This is a genomic window from Gilliamella sp. CG35 (genome assembly GCF_046635745.1).
In the GTDB taxonomy this organism is placed as follows: Bacteria; Pseudomonadota; Gammaproteobacteria; order Enterobacterales; family Orbaceae; genus Gilliamella; species Gilliamella apicola_I.
Map to the genome: position 1 here is coordinate 107244 of NZ_JBIDFH010000003.1, position 20436 is coordinate 127679.

Consider the following 20436-nt stretch of genomic DNA (forward strand, 5'->3'; position numbering starts at 1 on the left):
AGATTAAAAACCTAATATAGAGTCAAGAAGCTGTTTGGAATAATCATGACGGACATTACTCAATTGGGCAATATCGTCAACCTGTTCTACAATTCTTCCTTGATAAAAAAACATCACTCGATTGCACAAATACGTAATCGTGGTTAAATCATGAGTAATAAAAATACTGGTTAAATTTAACTGTTTTTGCAAATCAGCCAATAACGATAAAATCTGCGTTTGAACAGAAATATCTAACGAACTGACTGCTTCATCAAACAAAATAAATTGCGGATGACAGGCAATCGCTCTGGCTATGCAAATTCGTTGTAATTGACCGCCACTCATTTCATGAGCAAACCGCTGACAGAATGAATGATCTAATCCAACTTGTTCCAGTAATTGAGCTATTCGTTTTTTTCGTGCTGTCGATGATAGCTTTTCGTGAATATCAAGGGGTTCAGCAATAATATTAGCAGCCGTAAAATAAGGATTCACCGAGGCATTATAATCTTGAAATACAGCGCTAATATTGCGTCGCTGTGATGAGCATTTCCATGCTCGTTTCGCAATATCTTGCCCGTTAAATAGGATCTTACCCGTATCGGGTTTTTCTAAACCTAAAATAAGCTTTCCAAGTGTGCTTTTGCCACTGCCACTTTCACCAATAATACCCAGACATTCGCCCTGTTTTAACGAGAAAGAAACATCATTAATGACCTTGTTCTTCTTGCGACTAAACAGACCTTGATGAGGTTGTAAAAAGGATTTGCTTACCTGTTCAACTTGCAATAATGCAGACATTTAAGCACTCTCCAACGTCGGAATAAACATTTTAGGATAAACCACCGAATCAAATTTAGCTAATAACTGTTTGCGCGCGCTGATTAGATAACGGGTGTAATCATTTTCAGCATGATAAAAGATTTGATCTCGACAGCCTTGTTCAACAATTTTACCTTGTTGCATGACAACAATATGATCGGCAATACGATGTATCACGCCTAAATCGTGTGAAATAAAAATCATGGCGGTAGTTGATTGCTGCTTGATTTGTTCAAACATTTTCAAAATATGGAACTGACTAATCGAATCTAAAGCGGTTGTCGGTTCATCAGCAATGATCAATTCGGGTTTTAGCATTAATGCAATACCGATCATGATTCTTTGTAACATTCCACCACTCAATTGATGAGGATACTTATTATAAATCTGTTTGGGATCATTTAAACCGATTTCTTTAATCATGGTTAGTGTTTTGGCAACGGCATCTTTTTTGCTTAAGGGAAGGTGTGCTTGTAATGTTTCGATGACTTGTTTGCCTATACGATAAAGCGGATCGAAAGCACTCATTGGATGCTGTAAAATGATCGCGATAGTGTTACCCCGAATCTGACGCAGTGTGTCAGCTGATTGGGTTAAAAGATCGCCTTTCACTTGTCGATTCAACTGGGGTTGTCTAGGATTAAAAAGAATTTGACCTTCGACTTTAAAATAGGGTTCTAATAACCCCATGATCGCTTTACTGGTTAAACTTTTACCACTACCACTTTCGCCGACAATGCCTACGCATTGGTGATGTTCAACATTAAACGAAATGTTATCCAATAACGTTTGACCATTATCAAGGTTAACCGTGAGATTTTTAACCTCTAACAGGGGGTTACACATGTGTTTTTTCCTTCGGATCTAAAATATCTCGCAAACAGTCACCTAATAGATTAAAAGCCGCCACGACGACTAAAATAGCTATCCCCGGATAGACCATTTGCATTGGATGTTGAATCATTACATTCTTGGCTTCACTAAGCATTAATCCCCATTCGGCAGTCGGTGCTTGCACGCCCAATCCAATAAAAGAGAGCGCCGAAATATTCAAAATGACCCAGCCTGTATCGAGCGTGGCTAACACCACTAATTCCGACATAATATTGGGTAACAAATGACGGCGAATAATAAAGCTGTGTGGTGCACCAATGGCACGTGAAAATAAAATATAATTTTTTCGACTGTATTTAATCACTGAACTGCGGATCATTCGGCTGTACCATGCCCATTTCACCACGATATTAGCAATAATCACGTTTTCAATCCCCACACCTAGCACTCCGACAATCGCTAAAATCATGACTTGACTAGGGAAGGAGAGCATAATATCGCAAAGGCGCATAATAACTTCATCAAGTTTGCCTCGTTGGTAACCTGAAATTAGCCCGATGATTGAACCGACGATAATGGTAATTGTCATGGTTAATAAGGATAAAAAGAGGGTCGAACGGATTCCATAAAGTAAACGAGAAAAGATATCCCGACCTAAATGATCACAGCCTAGCCAATGTTCAGCTGAGATACTGGCATATTTGCGGACAATACGAACTTTATTTGGATCAAATGGGGCAATATAAGGCGCAAAAATACCCAAAAGAATGATGATGGAGATGATTATCAAACAGCATAATGCCATTTTATTTTTCATCAACTGTCTTGCTAAACTCATGCTAAATCCCCACTATTTTGTAATCGAGGATCCAGCCATTGATGCACCACATCAACAATAAAATTACACACGACAAATAAAATCGCCATAACTAAAATATAAGCTTGAATCACCGGATAGTCTCGATTCATGATAGCGGCTATACATAAGCGCCCAAGTCCCGGCCATGAAAAGATATATTCCACAACAAACGAACCGGCAATCAATTGTGGAATTGTCATACCCAGTGCGGTAATGGTGGTATGTAATGAATTAACTAAGACATGTTTTAAAATAATCGCCCGTTCCTTTAATCCTCGACTACGTGCATAAAATACAAAGTAATTCTGCATATTTTCCAGCATATTATTACGAATAAAGCGAATATAAGTAGCAATATAAACAAAAGATAAAGTTATTGTCGGTAAAATAAGATTTTGCCATGTGCCATAACCATTGGTTGGTAACAGATCTAAATAATTAGCAAAAAACCAAATACACAGCAAACCAAGCCAATAACTAGGCATGGCGGTACCAATAAAAATGAGGATTCGAACAACATGATCGAAGACTGAGTTAGCAAAAATAGCACATAACACGCCTAGCACTAAGCTAACGAATAAAGTAAGAACAAATGATGACACAGCCAAAAGTAAAGTTGGGGTTAAACAACGAATCATTTCATCCCAAACTAATCGATCCCGATGAACGAATGAACGTCCAAAATCCAGATGAAAAGCATGATATAACCAACTAAAATATCGAGACCAAAAGGGCTCATTTAATCCCAACTCTTGGCGCATACTTTCGATGGCTACAGGCGTTGGCATAATCTCATTTAAGCGTAAAGCAACTTCAGCAGGATCAGAAGGGGCAAGGTTGATCAGCAAAAAGGCAATAAACGAGATACCGATCAAAATCGGTATCATCATCAATAAACGTTTAAAAATATAATGTAACATTATGACTAACTAACTATAACGCAATTAATAGTGCATTTTCTCAAAAGGAATATCAAATTGTGATGGAGCAAACTCAATGCCTTTAAGAGATTTAATAGCAATAGCTCGATTGCGTTCATAAGTTAAAGGAATATAGACCGCTTGTTTATGCAATGTCTCAAGCACATAACGATATAGGGCTTGGCGTTCTTGCTCGTCTGTTGAAATCAATGCTTTGCTAATGCTGGCATCAATTTGAGGCTTTTCTTTTAAGCCTTGTTGTGCCATATAATCCCCATATACTGGTAATTTCATACCGGATAAAAAGGATTGTGGATCATAAGGCGTACCCCAAGAAATATCGAATACCATATCAAAATCACCCGCTTTTTGGCGGTCACGATAGCCTTGTTCTTCTTCACCATGAATATTCAGTTTTAATCCAACTTGTTCAAATTCATCTTGCATATATTGGGCGATGGTTTTTTGTGAAGCAGTATTACTATCATAATACAGTGTGATTTCGAACGGTTTGCCGTCTTTTTGGCGGTATTGTTGACCGTTGGCTTTTGTCCAACCTGCTTTATCCAAAAGTTGTTGTGCTAATTTAGTATCGTATTGATAAGGTTTTAATCCAATATTGGCATAAGGGATATTGGTCGCCATTAGAGTATCAGCCGGTGCTTCACTGTGATTAAAAATTCCTTCTGAAATATCATTTTTATTAATAATATGCTCAATTGCCTGACGCACATTAACATCACTCAATGCCGGGCGAGTCGTATTCATCAATACGATACGGCTTGAAACAGGTTTAGACATCAATGTCTGAAACTTATCCATTTTCGAAAAACGCTCGAAAGAATCGGCATCCACCATATTTTTGCCATAAATCAGATCGATTTCACCTTTTTCAAGTGCCATCAAACGGCTTTGATTATCCGCAATCACCTTCATAGTTACGGTTTTAAGTTGCGGTTTGTTCCCCCAATAAGTGGGATTGGCTGTAAAAATAGCATACTGATCTTTCTTATGTTCACTTAACACATAAGGCCCCGTACCAATATAAGAATTAACGCCATTTTTGGTTTCACCATTTTTCATGGCATTAGGCGATATAAAACGCATAGGGCGGGTGACGGCAATCTCAATCAAAAATGGATAGTAAGGTTCAGACAGATTGACTTGTAGGGTGTAATCATCAAGCGCTTTAATATCGGTAATTAAACGCACCATTTCAAGCCAAGTATGACGATCTTTATTTGAAAGTACGGCATCCCAATTTAATTTAGCGCTATGTGCATCGAATTTAGTACCGTCGCTAAATGTCACATCTTGTCGAAGTTTGAACGTATAGGTTTTTCCTTCATTACTGATTGTCCAGCTTTCCGCAAGCCAAGGTGAAAAAGAGCCATCTTCGTTATAATGGACTAAAGATTCATACAGCATATTTTGAGCCCACATCTCACCAGAATAGAGGTGAGGGTTAAGATCACGAATATCGCGAAAGTTAGCAAAAGTGATATCATCTTTAGCGAAACAATTAAGGCTAGCTGAGGCTAATGCGAAAACCATTAACCATTTTTTGGTGCGGTTGAAATGTACTATCATGGGCAATCCGTTATGCAAAAGTTTTTAAAAAATAATCATTGATGGAAATAGTGTCAAAAATGTTGTAAATACAACGATTTTTAGCGCAAGAATAGTAGCACAGATGCAAATGATAATAAATATCATCTAGTCTATTTTTTAGCAAAAAACTTACGAAATTTTGTTAAAACAAATCTTAACAGAACGATTTCATCGCAATCTTATTAACAGGGATAATAAATAATCAAACAAAAGTAATAGAATTGCTTTATAATAACTAACGAAAATTTAATTTTTGTTTATTTAGGAAACATTTCATGTCATTTGACTCTCTTGGTTTAGATGCCAAGATTTTAAAAGCACTACAAGAACAACACTACACTCAGCCTACCCCCATTCAACAGCAAGCCATTCCGGTAATCTTATCGGGAAAAGACCTTATGGCAAGTGCACAAACGGGCACTGGTAAAACGGCAGGTTTTGGTTTGCCAATTTTGCAAAAGCTGATTGAACAACAAGCCAAAACGGCAAATCGCCCCGAAACAAAAAAAAAGAAACGCCCCCTTTATGCGTTAATTTTAGCGCCAACTCGTGAACTTGCTGCACAAATTGGTGAAAACATTCGTGATTACAGCCGTCATTTAGCGATTCGTTCATTAGTGGTATTTGGTGGCGTAAGCATTAATCCCCAAATGATGAAGTTGCGTGGTGGTGTGGATATTCTGATCGCTACACCCGGACGGTTACTCGATTTAGTCCACCAAAATGCTGTTGATCTTGCAACGGTTAAAATGCTGGTTTTAGACGAAGCCGATCGCATGTTAGATATGGGTTTTATTCATGATATACGGCGAGTGATTGCAAAATTACCTAAAAAACGTCAAAATTTAATGTTTTCAGCAACGTTTTCAGATGAGATAAAAACACTGGCGGAAACGATTTTACATTCCCCTGAAACGGTTGCTGTTGCCAGAACCAACAGTACATCAAAACAAATTACCCAATATGTTCATCGAGTAGATAAACGTCGTAAACGGGAATTACTATCGTACTTAATTGGTAAAAACCAATGGCAACAAGTATTAATTTTTACTCGCACTAAGTACGGCGCTAACCATTTAGCTGAGCAACTCACTAAAGACGGGATTAAAGCTTCAGCTATTCATGGTAACAAAAGCCAAGGCGCCCGCACCAAAGCCTTAGCCGATTTTAAAACCGGACAAATTCGGGCACTAGTCGCCACCGACATTGCAGCCAGAGGATTGGATATTGAACTATTGCCTTATGTGGTTAATTATGAATTACCGCAGGTTGCTGAAGATTACGTGCATCGAATTGGTCGAACAGGGCGAGCGCAAAATCAAGGGCAGGCGATTTCATTAGTCTGTATTGACGAACTGCCACAATTAAAAGCCATTGAAAAGTTGATCAAAAAACCAATACCCGAAATCCATACCGATGGTTTTGCCGTTGACCCAACCATTAAAGCTGAGCCGAAAACAAAATCTTCACCTAAAAAACGGCTATCGAAAAACAATCACAACACGCAAAATCGGTCTAATCAACCCAATAAGCGTGGTGGTGTTAACCGAACAAAAAAACACGCTAACACAAATAATAAACAAAGTCATACTCATTAAAATAGAAGGATATTATCATGGTAAATCGCAGTCGACGTTTACGTAAAAAATTACATATTGAAGAGTTTAAAGAGTTAGGTTTTACTGTCAGTTGGTCTTTTGACGAAGGAACAAGTGAAGAAACCTTAGATAACATTGTTGATCAGTTCATTCTCGAAGCTATCCAACCAAATGGTTTAGCATATGAAGGAAGTGGCTATCTAAACTGGAAAGGCATTGTCTGTACTCAAAAACTCGGCAATTGTACCGAAGCGCATCGGGACATTGTGACAAAATGGTTGGAAAGTCATGGTTTAAAAAATATCAAAGTCAGCCCGTTAATTGATATTTGGTGGGATGAATTAGATTTCTAATCGATTTTAAACCATATTTGATTAAGTTAGCTTAATTATTCAATAGCCACAATTGTGGCTATTTGTTTGCAATTCATTTAACTAATTATTCGATTCCTTGACTACGTAAATAATCTTCATAATTACCGGTATAATCGATCACTTTTTCTGGTGTAATTTCAACAATACGAGTCGCTAACGAACTGACAAACTCACGGTCATGCGAAACAAAGAATAGGGTACCTTGATAAAGTTCTAATGCCATATTGAGCGACTCGATCGATTCCATATCTAAATGGTTTGTCGGTTCGTCCATGACAATGATATTGGGTTTTTGCATCATCAATTTACCAAATAGCATTCGTCCTTTTTCACCACCCGACAGCACTTTAACCTTCTTCTTAATATCATCTTGTGAAAATAATAAGCGACCCAAAACACTTCGTACTGCTTGTTCATCGTCAGTAGGTTGCTTCCATTGGCTCATCCAGTCGAATACGGTTAATTCTTCATCAAATTCGTATTCATGATCTTGAGCATAATAACCGATATTGGCATTTTCTGACCATTTAATCTCGCCTTGCTCTGGCGTTAGTTCTCCCATTAAGGTTTTAATTAAAGTGGTTTTACCAATTCCATTGGTACCTAAAATGGCGACCTTCTCGCCGACTTCAACCATTAAATTAAGATTATTAAACAAAGGGCCATTATCAAAGCCTTTGGTCAAATTCTCAACGACTAAGGCATTACGGAACAATTTTTTATCTTGCTCAAAGCGTATAAATGGATTTTGACGGCTAGATGCTTTCACTTCCTCCAGTTTAATTTTCTCAATTTGTCTGGCTCGAGATGTCGCTTGTTTAGACTTCGACGCATTGGCACTAAAACGACTAACAAAAGATTGCAGTTCACTGATTTGTGCTTTCTTCTTAGCGTTATCCGCTAATAAACGCTCTCGGGCTTGTGTTGATGCCGTCATATAATCATCGTAATTACCCGGATAAATACGCAATTCACCATAATCAAGATCTGCCATATGGGTACAAACCATATTTAAAAAATGGCGATCATGCGAAATAATAATCATGGTACTTTCACGCTCATTAAGCGTATCTTCTAACCAACGAATGGTATCAATATCTAAGTTATTGGTTGGCTCGTCCAGTAATAAAATATCGGGATTCGAAAAGAGCGCTTGGGCTAATAACACACGTAGCTTCCAACCAGGGGCAATTTCACTCATTAGACCATAATGCTGTTCAATGGGAATGCCGACCCCTAACAATAGTTCGCCAGCACGAGACTCGGCACTATAACCATCCATTTCGGCGTATTGGGTTTCTAAATCAGCCACTTTAAAACCATCTTCTTCACTCATTTCCGGTAAAGAATAGATCCGATCACGTTCTTGCTTGATTTCCCACAACTCAGTATGCCCCATAATCACCGTATCTAACACGGTAAAGGATTCAAAAGCGAACTGATCTTGACGTAATTTACCTAATCTTTCATGAGGATCTAACGCCACATTACCCGAAGTTGGCACCAAATCGCCACCAATGATTTTCATAAACGTTGACTTACCGCTACCATTGGCGCCAATAAGCCCATAACGATTGCCGTTCCCAAATTTAACCGAAATATTTTCAAATAGCGGTTTACTACCAAATTGCATGGTGATGTTATTTGTACTTAACACTGATCTATACTCTCTAAATGATTAAAGCTTTAACTTGATGCTTTTAATACCTTATAAGTTAAAGTTAAAAAATGTGATTTAACGCACATTATGCCATAGTTTAAACCTTTTGAGGATCCTAATAGTATTGAAGTGAGTCTATAAGGGCTGTAGGATAATTATGAACTTCAATGATCTTATTATCCATAAAGTTAGGTGATTGAAAATAATATCTTTTATCCTTAATAAACAGGTTAAAGATAAAATTGCCTTGGCTTTGTTCTTTTGCTAATCCTTGATAGGCGCAAAGACTGACGTCGTTTTTTAGGTATAACGGTAAATCGTAATCAAGCGTATTAAGTTTAATCTTAGTATCATGAATAGTAAGTGTTAAATAAGTCGAACTATAATGACCATTAAAATCTTTTAAGGTCGTTGGTTGATATTGCAAAATAGTATTAATTGCTGATTGATAATGTTGTTTGTATCGTTCTTCTAACTCAGGATGTTGTTCGACTAATGCTTCGGTGACAAAGTCTCCTAGAAAGTATCGGGAATGTTTAGGATCTCGGTAAGAATATAGTTGTGATTGTTCAGTGTGCTTATCGGTAAGTAAAAACCATGATTGCGAACCTAACAGGATATCATAAAGTTTATTATTTTTGGTTAATTCAGCTTTAATATAGATACCATCAGGGGTAAAACCATAATAATGTTCAAAATTAACATCATCGGGTAAATATTCTTCGTGCTTATTTTGCGTAATCTCTAGAATATCGTTTGCACTTAAATGCCAATCTAAACACATTTGGTAATAAATGAGATTTCGAAATTTTAAATCATGACATGACTTAGTCATATTGGTTATCTCATCTTGTGCTTGGCACGAGAAGGTTATTAATAGGCTTGTTATTAGTATTAAAATTTTATTCATTATTTCCAATCTACATTGTTATTTTTTATCATGCTTTTATATTAAGATTAATCTATTGATTGGACTAATATCCAAGCATTGAATTATTATTTAGGTATAGTTGAAAGTTCTTTTAACTCAACTTCGTACAAATCATCAAAGTTGTATATTTTTTTCGAGATGATTTTATTTTTTTCATATTGCGTAATAATTTTATAGTCTTTTCCAAACTCGTCGGGGTGGTAATACGCCGTTTCGATCAATTCGCCTTTTTCATTATATTTGTTCCATAATCCAACTTGGATTCCTGTTCCATTATAAATCCCTTGGCAACCTGATAATTTTAATGTTCCATTTGGAAAGTATTCTTTTATCGGTTTTTGACATAAGGCTTTGTCATTGGATAAAGTTTGACTAAAATCGCGTTTATTTTCGTCAGCCAAACTTGAATTACATGAACATGAAATGAATACTATTGCGACTAGTAAATATAAATTTTTTTTGAAATTACTCATCTTTTAAATTTTCCATGTTTTTTAGCTGTTTATCTTCTTTCGAACTTAAACTTTATTTGCCATTAAATTCGACTTGTTCATGACTTATCCATTGATTACCTTTCCACTCTCCGTCACACTTTTGCACCCCAGACCAGACAACTTTTGATTTTTTGATATCGATAATGACACATTGATAGTTTTCGTGTAGCCATCGCTAATTGTCTGATATTTCAACATAACCTTTGATAATCGCATCCATTTTAACATAATGTTTATTTTCAGATATTTTAATATTTATTGAGTCAATACCGGTATATTGGTCATCATCATCATATCCTTTGATTTTAGATGTAACCCCATTTTTAATTAATCTTGGATCTGAATAAAGATTGAATTCTTCATTATAAGTTAAGAAGATTAATTCTATTTGATCGGTAATTTTTAGTTTATTCGCAATAGGGACTGGTTTTATAGTTGTACCCACACAGGAAAGGCTAAAAATAAGTAATGTTATATATAATAAATATTTCATCAATCTTTTCGTTGCGTTTATCACATCTTATGGCAAGAGTATACCTTATTTCAGGTAATATTGAATTGTTTATTTTTCATTTAATGTGGATTCTTAATCAATCAATTACTCTGAATAATAACAATTTTTGTGAATACATTTTTTTATTATCCCGCATTTTACGCACTGCAATCCATAGTATAAAAATCTAGAATTGTTAAATACCATTTATTATCTAATTGAGTTAGATAAAATATGAACATATTTTTTTCATCCCTTGGTAAAATACCTGGAAAGTTTTCTATATAAACAACTTTCACTTTTTTAGGGGCTTTTTTATCGGCAATGGCTTGATACTCCTGCCAAACTGGTCTTTTTTCAAATTGATAGTGTTTTAATTCCCAATGATAATAATCAAGCGCTATTTTTAAAGCGTCAATATTACTTTCTTTTTGAAAAAAGATTTGCAAATATCTTTAAACCTCCTAAAAAATAGATAAATGCTTTCTATTCTATCAACAAAAGAAGAACACCAAACATTCACTAGTGCATGGAGGAAGAAATTTTCTTATGGTATTATTAAGCCATCATTTAAAGAAGTTGGAAATTTCGCAAGAGAATTATATAAAAATTAACCAGAAAATTAAAAAGTTTAGAACTATGAAGATAAAATATAGAATTGTTAAAAATTTTAATAAAGAAGAACAAAGTAAATTAGAAAAATTATGAATTAATGTAGGAGAAGGGTGGGATTCATTTGAAATCGAGGAAAATAATCAAAATTTTGAACCAATAAAAAATATGTTGAATAAGGATTGGGATAATGTTGCTCAAAAGAAAGGTTATTTTTCAGAAAAAGATATATCATTAGCCCCGTATTTAAATATATATGCAAATAAAATGTTGGGATATGCAAAACCAGATGATAAATCTATTGTAGATGAATACGAATATCCATTTGATATATACCCTTATTACAAAGGTGTCTTTGAAATAATTAATACTGACAAACAATTTGGAATATTAAGAGGAAATCAAATCGGCTATTATTCTTTAGAAAATGAACCTAATTGGAGAGGAAATGAAATTGCATGGACAAATAACATTGAAGATGCTTTTTTTGTAAAACCCGAAGTTTTTGAAAAAATATTTAGACCGTTAAATATTAAATCTTTGCCAGTTATCAATTATAAAACTCAAACAAAATTAGAAAATGTTGTACAAATAGTTCAACAAGGGATTAGTAAATCTCATTTAATTATTAATAAAACTCAAATCAAAGAAAAAACACATATTGTAAATTGGGATATTGATAAATATGTATTAAGAAATGATTCTTATTATCCATCTTTTGATTCTTCACCCGGTGAATTTGATTTTTTTTATACGCATGAGTATTTTGGTACAGGAGGATTAACTCAAAGAAATACAATAATTTCAAAAAAACTTTATAACATATTAAAAATTAACAATATTAAAGGTTTAAATTATTATCCTATGAAAGGATAATAGAAAAAGTTTAAAAAAATTGATACATGGATTTAATCAATATGAAAATAAAATATCGATTTTTTAAAAATTTTTCCTTAAAAGAAGTTTCTCAATTAAAAAATATAAATATTTATGTCGATGTGGGATGTGATGCTTTTACATTCTATGAAAATGACGAAATGAACGAGCAACTTCAATCCATATTCGGAAGCAACTATAAATACTATGTTTCTGTTGTCAAAACAGAATTTTCAGAAAACGAAAGAATTAATGCCGATTATTTATCAATTGAGTCTAGTAAAATATTGGGATATCCTCAACCAGAAGACTTAGATGGAAATGATGAATTGGAAAAATTTCCTTTTAATGTTTTTCCTTATTTAAAGAACGTATTTGAAATAACAAAAAGAAGTGAAAATTTTGGAATTATTAGAGGAAAGCAAATTGGAAGTATCTCATTATTAAGCGAACCTAAATGGAATAAAAAAGGTATAGGAACAATATATTGGCTTGAAGATACATTTTTTACTACACCTTCAATTTATGAAAATATATTTAAACCACTAAATATACAAAGCAAAAGTGTAATTGGGTATGGTAATCAAAAACCTCTAGTTACAGTAGTTCAATTGTTACCACAAGGAATATCCTCATCTAAATTAAATATAAATGATAATAATATAGATGAGAAAACACATATCCCAGAGTGGGAAATGACTAGGTTTCATTTAAACAATAAAGGATTTTTTCCGTCTTTTGAAAATCATCCTGGAAATTTTGATTTTTTTGTATCTCAAGAAAATTTTGGTTCCGGTCATGCCAATTATAAAGAAGTCTTTGTATCGCAAAAGCTATATCAACTTTTAAAAAATAATAATATAAAAGGACTAGATTATTACCCAGTAAAGAAATAGTAAGCAGAAAATTTATGTTGTTAGGGAGGAGTAACGGATAAAACAGCGAAAAGTTATATTGATAATGCTGCAAAATATTCCAACGCAAAACTAAACGGAACAGAACTTTCAAAAGAAATCTTCCTTCAAGTTCAAAATATGAAATGCGTTTTTCAAAAAGTATTAGACTATGCCAAAAAGAAAACGTGACTATTATTTTTTTGCTAGTTTAGCTTTTAAGTAAAATATTTTCAGACTTAAAAGCATAGCAATGAATAAGAACAACATTATCAAGTCAACATTCACGTGGTTGTTTTGATGATGTGTTTCTCATTTAATTCATTACATGGATTAGAAATATGTGATATCTCTTTCCTCTTATTCTTTCCAGACAAATTTTTCACCCGATTGTTTTTTTGTAAACACTCTTCAGTAGTATATTGTTGTGGGCAAGCAAAGCAGTCTTTTGTATTTTCATTGGCCAAATCTAAATCATCAGGGATTTTTATGATGCCATTTATTGGTTTTATTTTTTGACTTAAGCAGATCAAGCTTGCATTTGCAGAATCATAATCATCTTTTGCTATTTCAAATGTAAAAAGGATACGATCCCAACCCGTTTGTTTGAAGATTTCTAATTTGTTATTTCGTTCTCGAATAAATAATTGATAAGCGCTTACGCCTATTGTGTTTTGTATTTCGACAATGACATAATCCAATTTATTTATTAAAGAGATTTCAAAAACTCTTTCATAGCTATTCTGGAAATTTAAAAAAACGTCGGATTGCAAAATTATTTTATGAGAAAAAATATCAAAAGTATCCAAAATATAAGTACTTTCGAAATTATTTTCTATAATGGGTGACATTGCTTTAGCCGTTTCATGTATATTCTTTTTTTCATTAAAGAAACTAACTTCCACATTTTCTTGATTTAATTGTTTATTACTACAACTACATAGCAATACTATAATAAAAAAGTAACTTATTTTATTTTTCATCACGTTATCTATCTTATCGATTAAAACATTGTTTATCATATTTTATAAATTCTTCGATCCATTTGGTATTTTTTTCTTTATTCAATATTATTAAGTCCACCATTAATTTGTTTGGTAACAGATTCAACATCTGAATCTGTTAAACCTTTATCCATCACCTTTAATGTTTGTTTTATATAAATTGTAGAATACTTATCCTGCTGAGTTAAACAAATGAAATAAATCCTTGGAGAAATCTACTTCATCTTTATAATTTGTAGGACTTTTGTTTGATCTTCGAAGGTACTTCTAAATTGGGTTTTTCTATATAGAGTTGAGCAAGAAAGTTTATTTTTCTTTTTACATCTTTTAATATCAAATTTATCAATCAATAAAGATTAGTTTTGAATGATTATTTTTTTTATTTACTCATTTATATTGGTTTGCTTACCACCGTTCTTACTAATAAGGTGATAAGTAAAATTACCGGTTGTTTCATACACTATCGTTACTTCAATTCATCGATTTCTTTATCCACAAATTTGCGTTCGATAAGCTCACCGTCTTTATAGGTTTCTGTGTACAAAAGTTTGCCTTTTTTAGCAGAAGATAGATCAGCAGATCCATCTGGCTTCTCTTGGTAATCTAATTTATAAAATTTCCAAATTCCAATTGGTAACCCTTTATGGTAATTTGCTTCAAGATAAGTATAACAGAGAGGATAAGTATAATAACCTTTCGGCTTCTTCAACACCATAAAAACGGTAGGATCATCCTGACAAATAAGAATTTTGGTAAAAATTTAATTACTAGTAATATTATGATTAAAATCTTCAATAATTTCATAGTGCCATCCATTTATAATCTTCTTGGATAGATTGAATTTTGCCCTTTAACTGTCACCGGACTGTATCTTTATAGCGGAATAGGGTAACAAACCTTTCTTTGTTTTATCACTATTCTTTATATTGAAAAATTTTTGTACAACAATTTAGAAACATCTTGAGTCATGACAGGATGATTTGTATTTAATCATGTTTATGTTCCTTTAATATCTGAATTAAGTTCAATATATCTACGATTATTGGGTGTAAAATTCGAAATTTTATTTTCCATTAGACTTTTTACTTGTGGAATGGATTTTGCTACGGCAGTATTCGATGAAGAGTAATAATCATTTGTATACAGGTTATCAAGTAATGTAGTCGTGTAGAATGATTGAATAATTTAGATCATTAACGTTATTTGTCACCAATTATTGTAATAAATCGTTTACAAGTTAATGATGAATTGGTACGATGCGTGCAATTTAAATTTAATTTGTTATTTGTGATTTATGTTTTATCTTATTTTTGTCACGATTGTTTGGTCATTTTCATTCAGTCTCATTGCTGTTTATCTCAGTGGACAAGTTGACTCTTGGTTTGCTGTTGTGATGCGTGTTTTGTTAGCTTTTATTACTTTTATTCCTTTTTTTCGATTTCGTGGTATCCGCTTTAAACAGATGATTTTGTTAATGGGCGTTGGAGCCTGTCAATTGGGGATTATGTACTTTTTTTATTATAATTCCTTTCAGTATATTTCAGTACCTGAAGTCCTTCTTTTTACCATATCAACGCCTATTTATGTCACGATCATTTATGACATATTGCAAGGGCATCGTCTTCGATATAGTTATCTGTTAACGGCTATTATTGCCGTTATTGGTGCAGCTATTATTCGCTATGATCATATCAGTCGTGATTTTATTATTGGATTTTTATTAATTCAGGGCGCAAATGTTGTGTTTGCTTTAGGGCAGGTTGGATATAAACGAATTATGGAACTTTATCCATTGCCCCAACATCAAGCTTTTGCATGGGTCTATTTAGGGGCTGTGCTTGTTGCTAGTCTTGGCTGGTTATTGTTTGGTGATTATTCAAAATTACCTACAACCAACTTACAGTGGGGTATCATTATTTGGCTTGGTGTGATTGCCTCTGGTTTGTGTTATTTTTTATGGAACTATGGCGCAACTAAAGTGGACTCAGGGACATTAGCGATTATGAATAACGTGGTTATTCCAACAGGCATCTTGGTTAATGTCGTAGTTTGGCATCAATCCATTGACTGGATTCGATTTTCAATTGGAAGTGCGGTGATTGTGTTTGCTTTAATACTTCATCACAAAATAAAACGCCACTCCCCAAAATAAATTAAATAACATTATGTTAAGCCAAATTGTAACATAATGGATAATATCAACGGTGTTGTTATGGATGATAATGCTGTTGATATGAGTAAACTTGATGCAATAGGGCCTTGTAATACCTCAAATTGTCTTGCCATCATATAACAGTTAATCGCAATCGATACTGAGCTTAATAATACAATAACTTGTAATTCCAATACGGGTAATCCTAACAGTTTTCCTGTCACAAATGTAACAATAGGTAGTATTGCCAGTTTTATCATACAGATTGTTGCGGTAATGTGTAATTTGTTCCTGATTTGATATTCGGCCAGCCCCATGCCTAATACAATAAGTGATAAAGGTGCTGTCATGTCACTGACCATTTTTGTGGATTGTTGAATGAATTTAGGTAATGTGATACCCGTATAATTAACCGCAATACCGGCAAAAATGCCTATAATTATAGGGTTTTTGGTGACATTTTTGAATGCTTTAATAAATCCTTTGCTGGAAAGTTTTCCCATTTGTACAAATTCGATCGATACGGTTGCTAGCATCCATAAAATAAGTGCATTAAAGATGACAATAATCGCAACAATTGGAATTGCACTGTCACCCAGTAGCATTTTTATGATTGGGATACCAACAAATACTGTATTGGTATAGATTCCCCCCATAGCAAACATCGTACTTTCAGAACCATTTAGGTGAAAACATTTGTAGGCAATTAAGCAGCCTAAAGCAAAAACAATAAATGAGCTACCGAAGAAGACGAATAATAGTTTCATATCGATTTCAGAATGCTCGGAAAAATGGCTCATAATTTGAAAGAGCATAATCGGAAATGCGATATAAAAGGTGAATTTGGTTAAACTGTCGGTCACCGTTTTTTGCCAGCGACCTAATTTAACCGCTATATAGCCTAATAAAATAAGAATAAATAGCGGTAATGTTGCGACAAATTGTTGTCCTAACGTCGAAAAAAAAGCCATATGATAATTACTATTTATTGATGTTTACGAATAAAATACCATTCTAACTGCGTCGATCGTTTTGGATCAAATTGATAGCCTTCAAGGTTAAAGCTTTTTATATCATCAGGTTGATTGAGGTTATTTTTGATAATGTAACGACTCATTAATCCTCGTGCTTTTTTGGCATAAAAACTAATTACCTTGAATTCACCTTTACTTTCATCTAAAAAAATAGGTTGGATAATCGTCGCTTTTAATTGTTTTGGTTTAATGGCTTTAAAATACTCATTCGAGGCTAAATTGATTAACGTTGGATTTGCAGTTTTATGAAACTCATTATTTAACTGGTCGGTTAATTTATCTCCCCAAAATTGATATAAATTATTGTTATGACCGTTTTTTAGGCGTATCCCCATTTCTAAACGATAGGGTTGAATAAGGTCAAGGGGGTTGAGTAGACCATAAAGTCCGGATAAGATCCGTAAATGAGATTGAGCAAATTTTAAATCTGCTGCTGAAAAATCGTCGACATGAAGCCCTTCATACACATCACCTTTAAAAGCAAGAATTGCTTGTCTGGCATTTTCAAGATTAAATTCTTTATGCCAATGTTGAAATCGTTCATAATTTACTTCAGCCAATTTTAGACTAATTGACATCAATTTAGCTAAATCGTCGGCGGATAATTTTTTACACTCTTTAATAAGTATCTCAGAATCTTTAATAAATTTAGGTAATGTGTGTGTTTTTGTGATAAGCGGACTTTGAAAATCGAGGGTCTTGGCAGGAGAAATTATCGTTAGCATAAAGTGATACACCTATTGTAATTTATGTAAATTGAGGGTATTTTACACCTAATCTTGCAAAAAAGGGGTATAAAAATGAATCAAACCAAAAAAGAAATACATGACCTTCGTTCTTGGGCAAAAATTCGTGAAACATCTCTAGAAATTGCAGAAGCCATTTTTGAGTTAGCGCATAATGATGAAAAGCTTGCTGAACAAATTTGGTCAGAAGGAAGTGATGAAGTATTGCCACTTGCCTTTTCTAAAACAAAAGCAGATAGACTGTTTTGGGGTGAACAAACAATCGAGCGTAAAAATATCTAAGTTTTATGAAATTGACTTTTTTAGGCACCAGTGCTGGTTGCCCAACAGCTGAGCGTAATGTGAGTAGTATTGTGTTAGATCTTTTGCAAGAACGTGGCAAATTATGGTTGTTTGATTGTGGTGAAGCCACTCAAATGCAAATGCAAAAAGTTAAATTTAGTCTTGCAAAACTTGAAATGATTTTTTTAACACATTTACATGGTGATCATCTGTTTGGGCTTCCAGGGGTATTAACCACGCGTTCTTTAATGCAAAATCAATCCGCTTTAACCTTAATTGCACCTAAAGGGGTGAAGCAATTTATTGAAACGGTTATCGCAATTAGTCACTCTTGGTTAAGTTATCCACTCAATATCATTGAGCTTGAAGAAGACTGTACGGTTTTCGAAGATGAAAAGTTCAAAGTCGAAGCAACATTGTTGCAGCATCGCGTTCCTTGCTTTGGCTATCGTATTATTGAAAAGGATTTACCAGCTAGTCTAGATATCGATAAATTGAAACAAGATAATATCGAAATTGGCGCACACTATGCACTTTTGAAAGCCGGTAAAACTGTTACCTTAGAAGACTGCCGTGTTATTCATGGTAATGATTATTTAGGATCGGTAAGGCAAGGTCGAAAATTGGCAATTTTTGGTGACACTGTCCCATGTCAAGCCTCAATTGCGCTAGCCAAAGATGTTGATTTAATGGTGCATGAGGCGACTCAAGAGCATGCTTTGGAAGAAAAAGCCTTAGAACGAGGGCATTCTACCACTGTTCATGCTGCAACGATTGCTAAATATGCCAATGCCAAGCAACTTATCATGACCCATATCAGCCCAAGATATAGCCTTAAAGATAATGATAAATTAATTAATGAGGCAAGAAGCATATTTGCTAATACGGAAATTGCGAGTGATTTTTCAACGTTTAATATCTAATCCTTTTCGCCGACTGTTTCGGCGAAAAGGATATTTTTTATAAACAAAAATCTTTAATCAAATTTTCGATAGCTATTTTAGTCGGTTTTAAAAAATCCATTGAAATAAACTCATCAGGTTGATGTGCTTGTTCAATTGAACCAGGACCTAATACAATGGTTGGTGAAATTTGGTTTAAATAGGGCGCTTCAGTACTGTAGTTTACGGTTTGCGCAGTTTGACCAACTAATTTTTCAACTTGCTGTAAAGCAGGATGATCTTTTTTACATTCATAACCCGGAATTGGGGATACTTCATATTCAACCGAAATACGGTTAGGGTATTTGTCCATGATCGGTTGTAAAGCCTGACAGAGATCATGATAAAGCGAATTAACATCGTTATTTGGCAATACACGAATATCAATAATTAGTTCGCAACAACCACAAATACGGTTTGCTGCATCGCCCCCATGAATGACCCCGAGATTAAGCGTCGGATAGGGAACAGTAAAACCGTCATTATGATACCGTTCTTTAAACTGTTGTTTCAGTTTTAACAATTGTGCGATAGCTAAATGCATGACTTCAATCGCATTTATTCCTTTGTCTGGATCACTTGAATGACCAGACTTACCAATGACTTTGATTGAGTTGGAAATAAAGCCTTTGTGCGCACGTATCGGTATTAATGATGTTGGTTCACCAATGATTGTACAATCGGGTTGTAAGTGAGTATTTTTAGCAAAAAATGATGCTCCAGCCATGGTGGTTTCTTCATCAGCGGTAGCAAGAACATAAATAGGTTTAGTTAGTTTGGTTAGATCAATATCACGTAAGGCATCAAGTATAAAAGCAAAAAAACCTTTCATGTCTGCTGTGCCTAATCCATATAACTTGTTGTTTTCTTGCGTTAATTTGAAAGGATCTTTAGTCCATTGTCCTTCATCAAAAGGCACTGTGTCAGTATGGCCGCTAAGCAGTAATCCACCTTGTGTCTGGTTTTCATTATTTGAATAAGTCGCTAATAAATTAAATTTACCGCGAGTATTCGGTACGGGCTGTATTTCAACTTTGAAACCTAACTCTTCAAACCAGTTTGCTAATTTGTCTATTAAAGGTTTGTTTGAAAAATCGAGTTTTTCATTGGTTACATTGCTGATTGTTGGGGTTGATATCAGTTCACTATAAAGCGTTAAAAAAGAGGGCAGTGCCATACAAAATCACCTTAAATTGCTAATTAAATTAAATCCATTAATAAGATGATAAGCATATCACTTACTGTAAGATTTGCCTATGACTAACGCTTATGTTTCACGCTGTTTTTAATCTGCATGACTAATTTAGTAGTAACTCAT

Annotated in this window: 22 protein-coding genes; 7 read left to right on the plus strand and 15 right to left on the minus strand. The window is 34.1% G+C overall.

Features of this window, described 5'->3' with window-relative positions; all coding sequences use genetic code 11:
- Positions 1 to 3 precede the first annotated feature (3 nt).
- Genes ACGH4F_RS01875 through nikA form a run of 5 tightly spaced genes read right to left on the minus strand, consistent with a single transcriptional unit; the run spans position 4 to position 5007 of the window.
- A complete protein-coding gene (locus ACGH4F_RS01875; RefSeq protein WP_411589777.1) occupies positions 4 to 783 on the minus strand; it encodes an ABC transporter ATP-binding protein in 780 nt (259 codons plus the stop codon).
- The gene (locus ACGH4F_RS01880) at positions 784 to 1650 is read right to left on the minus strand and encodes an ABC transporter ATP-binding protein (RefSeq protein WP_411589779.1); all 867 of its coding nucleotides are present in this window, start codon (positions 1648 to 1650) and stop codon (positions 784 to 786) included.
- Complete coding sequence (opp1C, locus tag ACGH4F_RS01885; RefSeq protein WP_411589781.1) at positions 1643 to 2476, minus strand: nickel/cobalt ABC transporter permease; 834 nt, start codon at positions 2474 to 2476, stop codon at positions 1643 to 1645. The genes ACGH4F_RS01880 and opp1C overlap by 8 nt, the downstream gene beginning before the upstream one ends.
- Positions 2473 to 3417 carry a nickel/cobalt ABC transporter permease gene (gene opp1B, locus ACGH4F_RS01890; RefSeq protein WP_220217247.1) on the minus strand — a complete coding sequence of 315 codons (945 nt, stop codon included), beginning with the start codon at positions 3415 to 3417 and terminating at the stop codon, positions 2473 to 2475. The genes opp1C and opp1B overlap by 4 nt, the downstream gene beginning before the upstream one ends.
- 24 nt (positions 3418 to 3441) lie before the next feature.
- Entirely contained in the window at positions 3442 to 5007 is a 1566-nt protein-coding gene (gene nikA / locus ACGH4F_RS01895) for a nickel ABC transporter substrate-binding protein (protein ID WP_411589782.1), read from the minus strand.
- Positions 5008 to 5303: 296 nt separating this feature from the next.
- On the opposite strand from nikA, the gene ACGH4F_RS01900 reads away from it, so the two are divergent.
- Entirely contained in the window at positions 5304 to 6626 is a 1323-nt protein-coding gene (locus ACGH4F_RS01900; protein WP_411589783.1) for a DEAD/DEAH box helicase, read from the plus strand.
- 14 nt (positions 6627 to 6640) lie between these two features.
- On the plus strand, positions 6641 to 6979 hold the full coding sequence (locus ACGH4F_RS01905; protein WP_267351012.1) for a YggL family protein: 339 nt from the start codon (positions 6641 to 6643) through the stop codon (positions 6977 to 6979).
- A gap of 85 nt (positions 6980 to 7064) precedes the next feature.
- On the opposite strand, the gene ACGH4F_RS01910 is transcribed toward ACGH4F_RS01905, so the two are convergent.
- The 5 genes from ACGH4F_RS01910 to ACGH4F_RS01930 all read right to left on the minus strand — a co-directional run bounded on the left by ACGH4F_RS01910 (position 7065) and on the right by ACGH4F_RS01930 (position 11027).
- Positions 7065 to 8657, minus strand: a complete 1593-nt coding sequence (locus tag ACGH4F_RS01910; protein WP_267359707.1) for an ABC-F family ATPase — start codon at positions 8655 to 8657, stop codon at positions 7065 to 7067.
- 118 nt (positions 8658 to 8775) lie between these two features.
- Positions 8776 to 9495: a hypothetical protein gene (locus tag ACGH4F_RS01915; RefSeq protein WP_411589785.1), complete on the minus strand. Its 720-nt coding sequence runs from the start codon at positions 9493 to 9495 to the stop codon at positions 8776 to 8778.
- Between the two features lie 161 nt (positions 9496 to 9656).
- On the minus strand, positions 9657 to 10064 hold the full coding sequence (locus tag ACGH4F_RS01920; RefSeq protein WP_267350875.1) for a hypothetical protein: 408 nt from the start codon (positions 10062 to 10064) through the stop codon (positions 9657 to 9659).
- Positions 10065 to 10260: 196 nt separating this feature from the next.
- Complete coding sequence (locus tag ACGH4F_RS01925; RefSeq protein WP_411589787.1) at positions 10261 to 10578, minus strand: hypothetical protein; 318 nt, start codon at positions 10576 to 10578, stop codon at positions 10261 to 10263.
- 158 nt (positions 10579 to 10736) lie between these two features.
- Positions 10737 to 11027: a hypothetical protein gene (locus tag ACGH4F_RS01930; protein WP_411589789.1), complete on the minus strand. Its 291-nt coding sequence runs from the start codon at positions 11025 to 11027 to the stop codon at positions 10737 to 10739.
- A gap of 331 nt (positions 11028 to 11358) precedes the next feature.
- On the opposite strand from ACGH4F_RS01930, the gene ACGH4F_RS01935 reads away from it, so the two are divergent.
- A complete protein-coding gene (locus tag ACGH4F_RS01935; protein ID WP_411589790.1) occupies positions 11359 to 12066 on the plus strand; it encodes a hypothetical protein in 708 nt (235 codons plus the stop codon).
- 41 nt (positions 12067 to 12107) lie between these two features.
- Positions 12108 to 12962, plus strand: coding sequence for a hypothetical protein (locus ACGH4F_RS01940; protein ID WP_267350879.1), 855 nt, complete (start codon positions 12108 to 12110; stop codon positions 12960 to 12962).
- A 281-nt stretch (positions 12963 to 13243) separates the two neighbouring features.
- Here the strand turns inward: ACGH4F_RS01940 and ACGH4F_RS01945 are convergent, their stop codons facing one another.
- Entirely contained in the window at positions 13244 to 13942 is a 699-nt protein-coding gene (locus ACGH4F_RS01945) for a hypothetical protein (protein WP_411589792.1), read from the minus strand.
- 487 nt (positions 13943 to 14429) lie between these two features.
- A complete protein-coding gene (locus tag ACGH4F_RS01950; RefSeq protein ID WP_411589793.1) occupies positions 14430 to 14678 on the minus strand; it encodes a hypothetical protein in 249 nt (82 codons plus the stop codon).
- 579 nt (positions 14679 to 15257) lie between these two features.
- Here ACGH4F_RS01950 and ACGH4F_RS01955 point away from each other — a divergent pair.
- Complete coding sequence (locus ACGH4F_RS01955; RefSeq protein ID WP_267350887.1) at positions 15258 to 16115, plus strand: carboxylate/amino acid/amine transporter; 858 nt, start codon at positions 15258 to 15260, stop codon at positions 16113 to 16115.
- 11 nt (positions 16116 to 16126) lie between these two features.
- Here the strand turns inward: ACGH4F_RS01955 and ACGH4F_RS01960 are convergent, their stop codons facing one another.
- Together ACGH4F_RS01960 and yaaA are read right to left on the minus strand one after the other, a co-directional pair.
- A complete protein-coding gene (locus ACGH4F_RS01960; protein ID WP_411589794.1) occupies positions 16127 to 17086 on the minus strand; it encodes an AEC family transporter in 960 nt (319 codons plus the stop codon).
- A 14-nt stretch (positions 17087 to 17100) separates the two neighbouring features.
- Positions 17101 to 17874 carry a peroxide stress protein YaaA gene (gene yaaA / locus ACGH4F_RS01965; protein WP_411589796.1) on the minus strand — a complete coding sequence of 258 codons (774 nt, stop codon included), beginning with the start codon at positions 17872 to 17874 and terminating at the stop codon, positions 17101 to 17103.
- A gap of 75 nt (positions 17875 to 17949) precedes the next feature.
- Between yaaA and ACGH4F_RS01970 the strand changes: the two genes are divergently transcribed.
- Positions 17950 to 18177: a YccJ family protein gene (locus ACGH4F_RS01970; RefSeq protein WP_220217224.1), complete on the plus strand. Its 228-nt coding sequence runs from the start codon at positions 17950 to 17952 to the stop codon at positions 18175 to 18177.
- A 5-nt stretch (positions 18178 to 18182) separates the two neighbouring features.
- Complete coding sequence (rnz, locus tag ACGH4F_RS01975; protein ID WP_411589797.1) at positions 18183 to 19100, plus strand: ribonuclease Z; 918 nt, start codon at positions 18183 to 18185, stop codon at positions 19098 to 19100.
- Positions 19101 to 19137: 37 nt separating this feature from the next.
- Here rnz and argE read toward each other — a convergent pair whose 3' ends face one another.
- Positions 19138 to 20295, minus strand: a complete 1158-nt coding sequence (gene argE, locus ACGH4F_RS01980) for an acetylornithine deacetylase (RefSeq protein ID WP_411589799.1) — start codon at positions 20293 to 20295, stop codon at positions 19138 to 19140.
- Between the last annotated feature and the right edge of the window lie 141 nt (positions 20296 to 20436).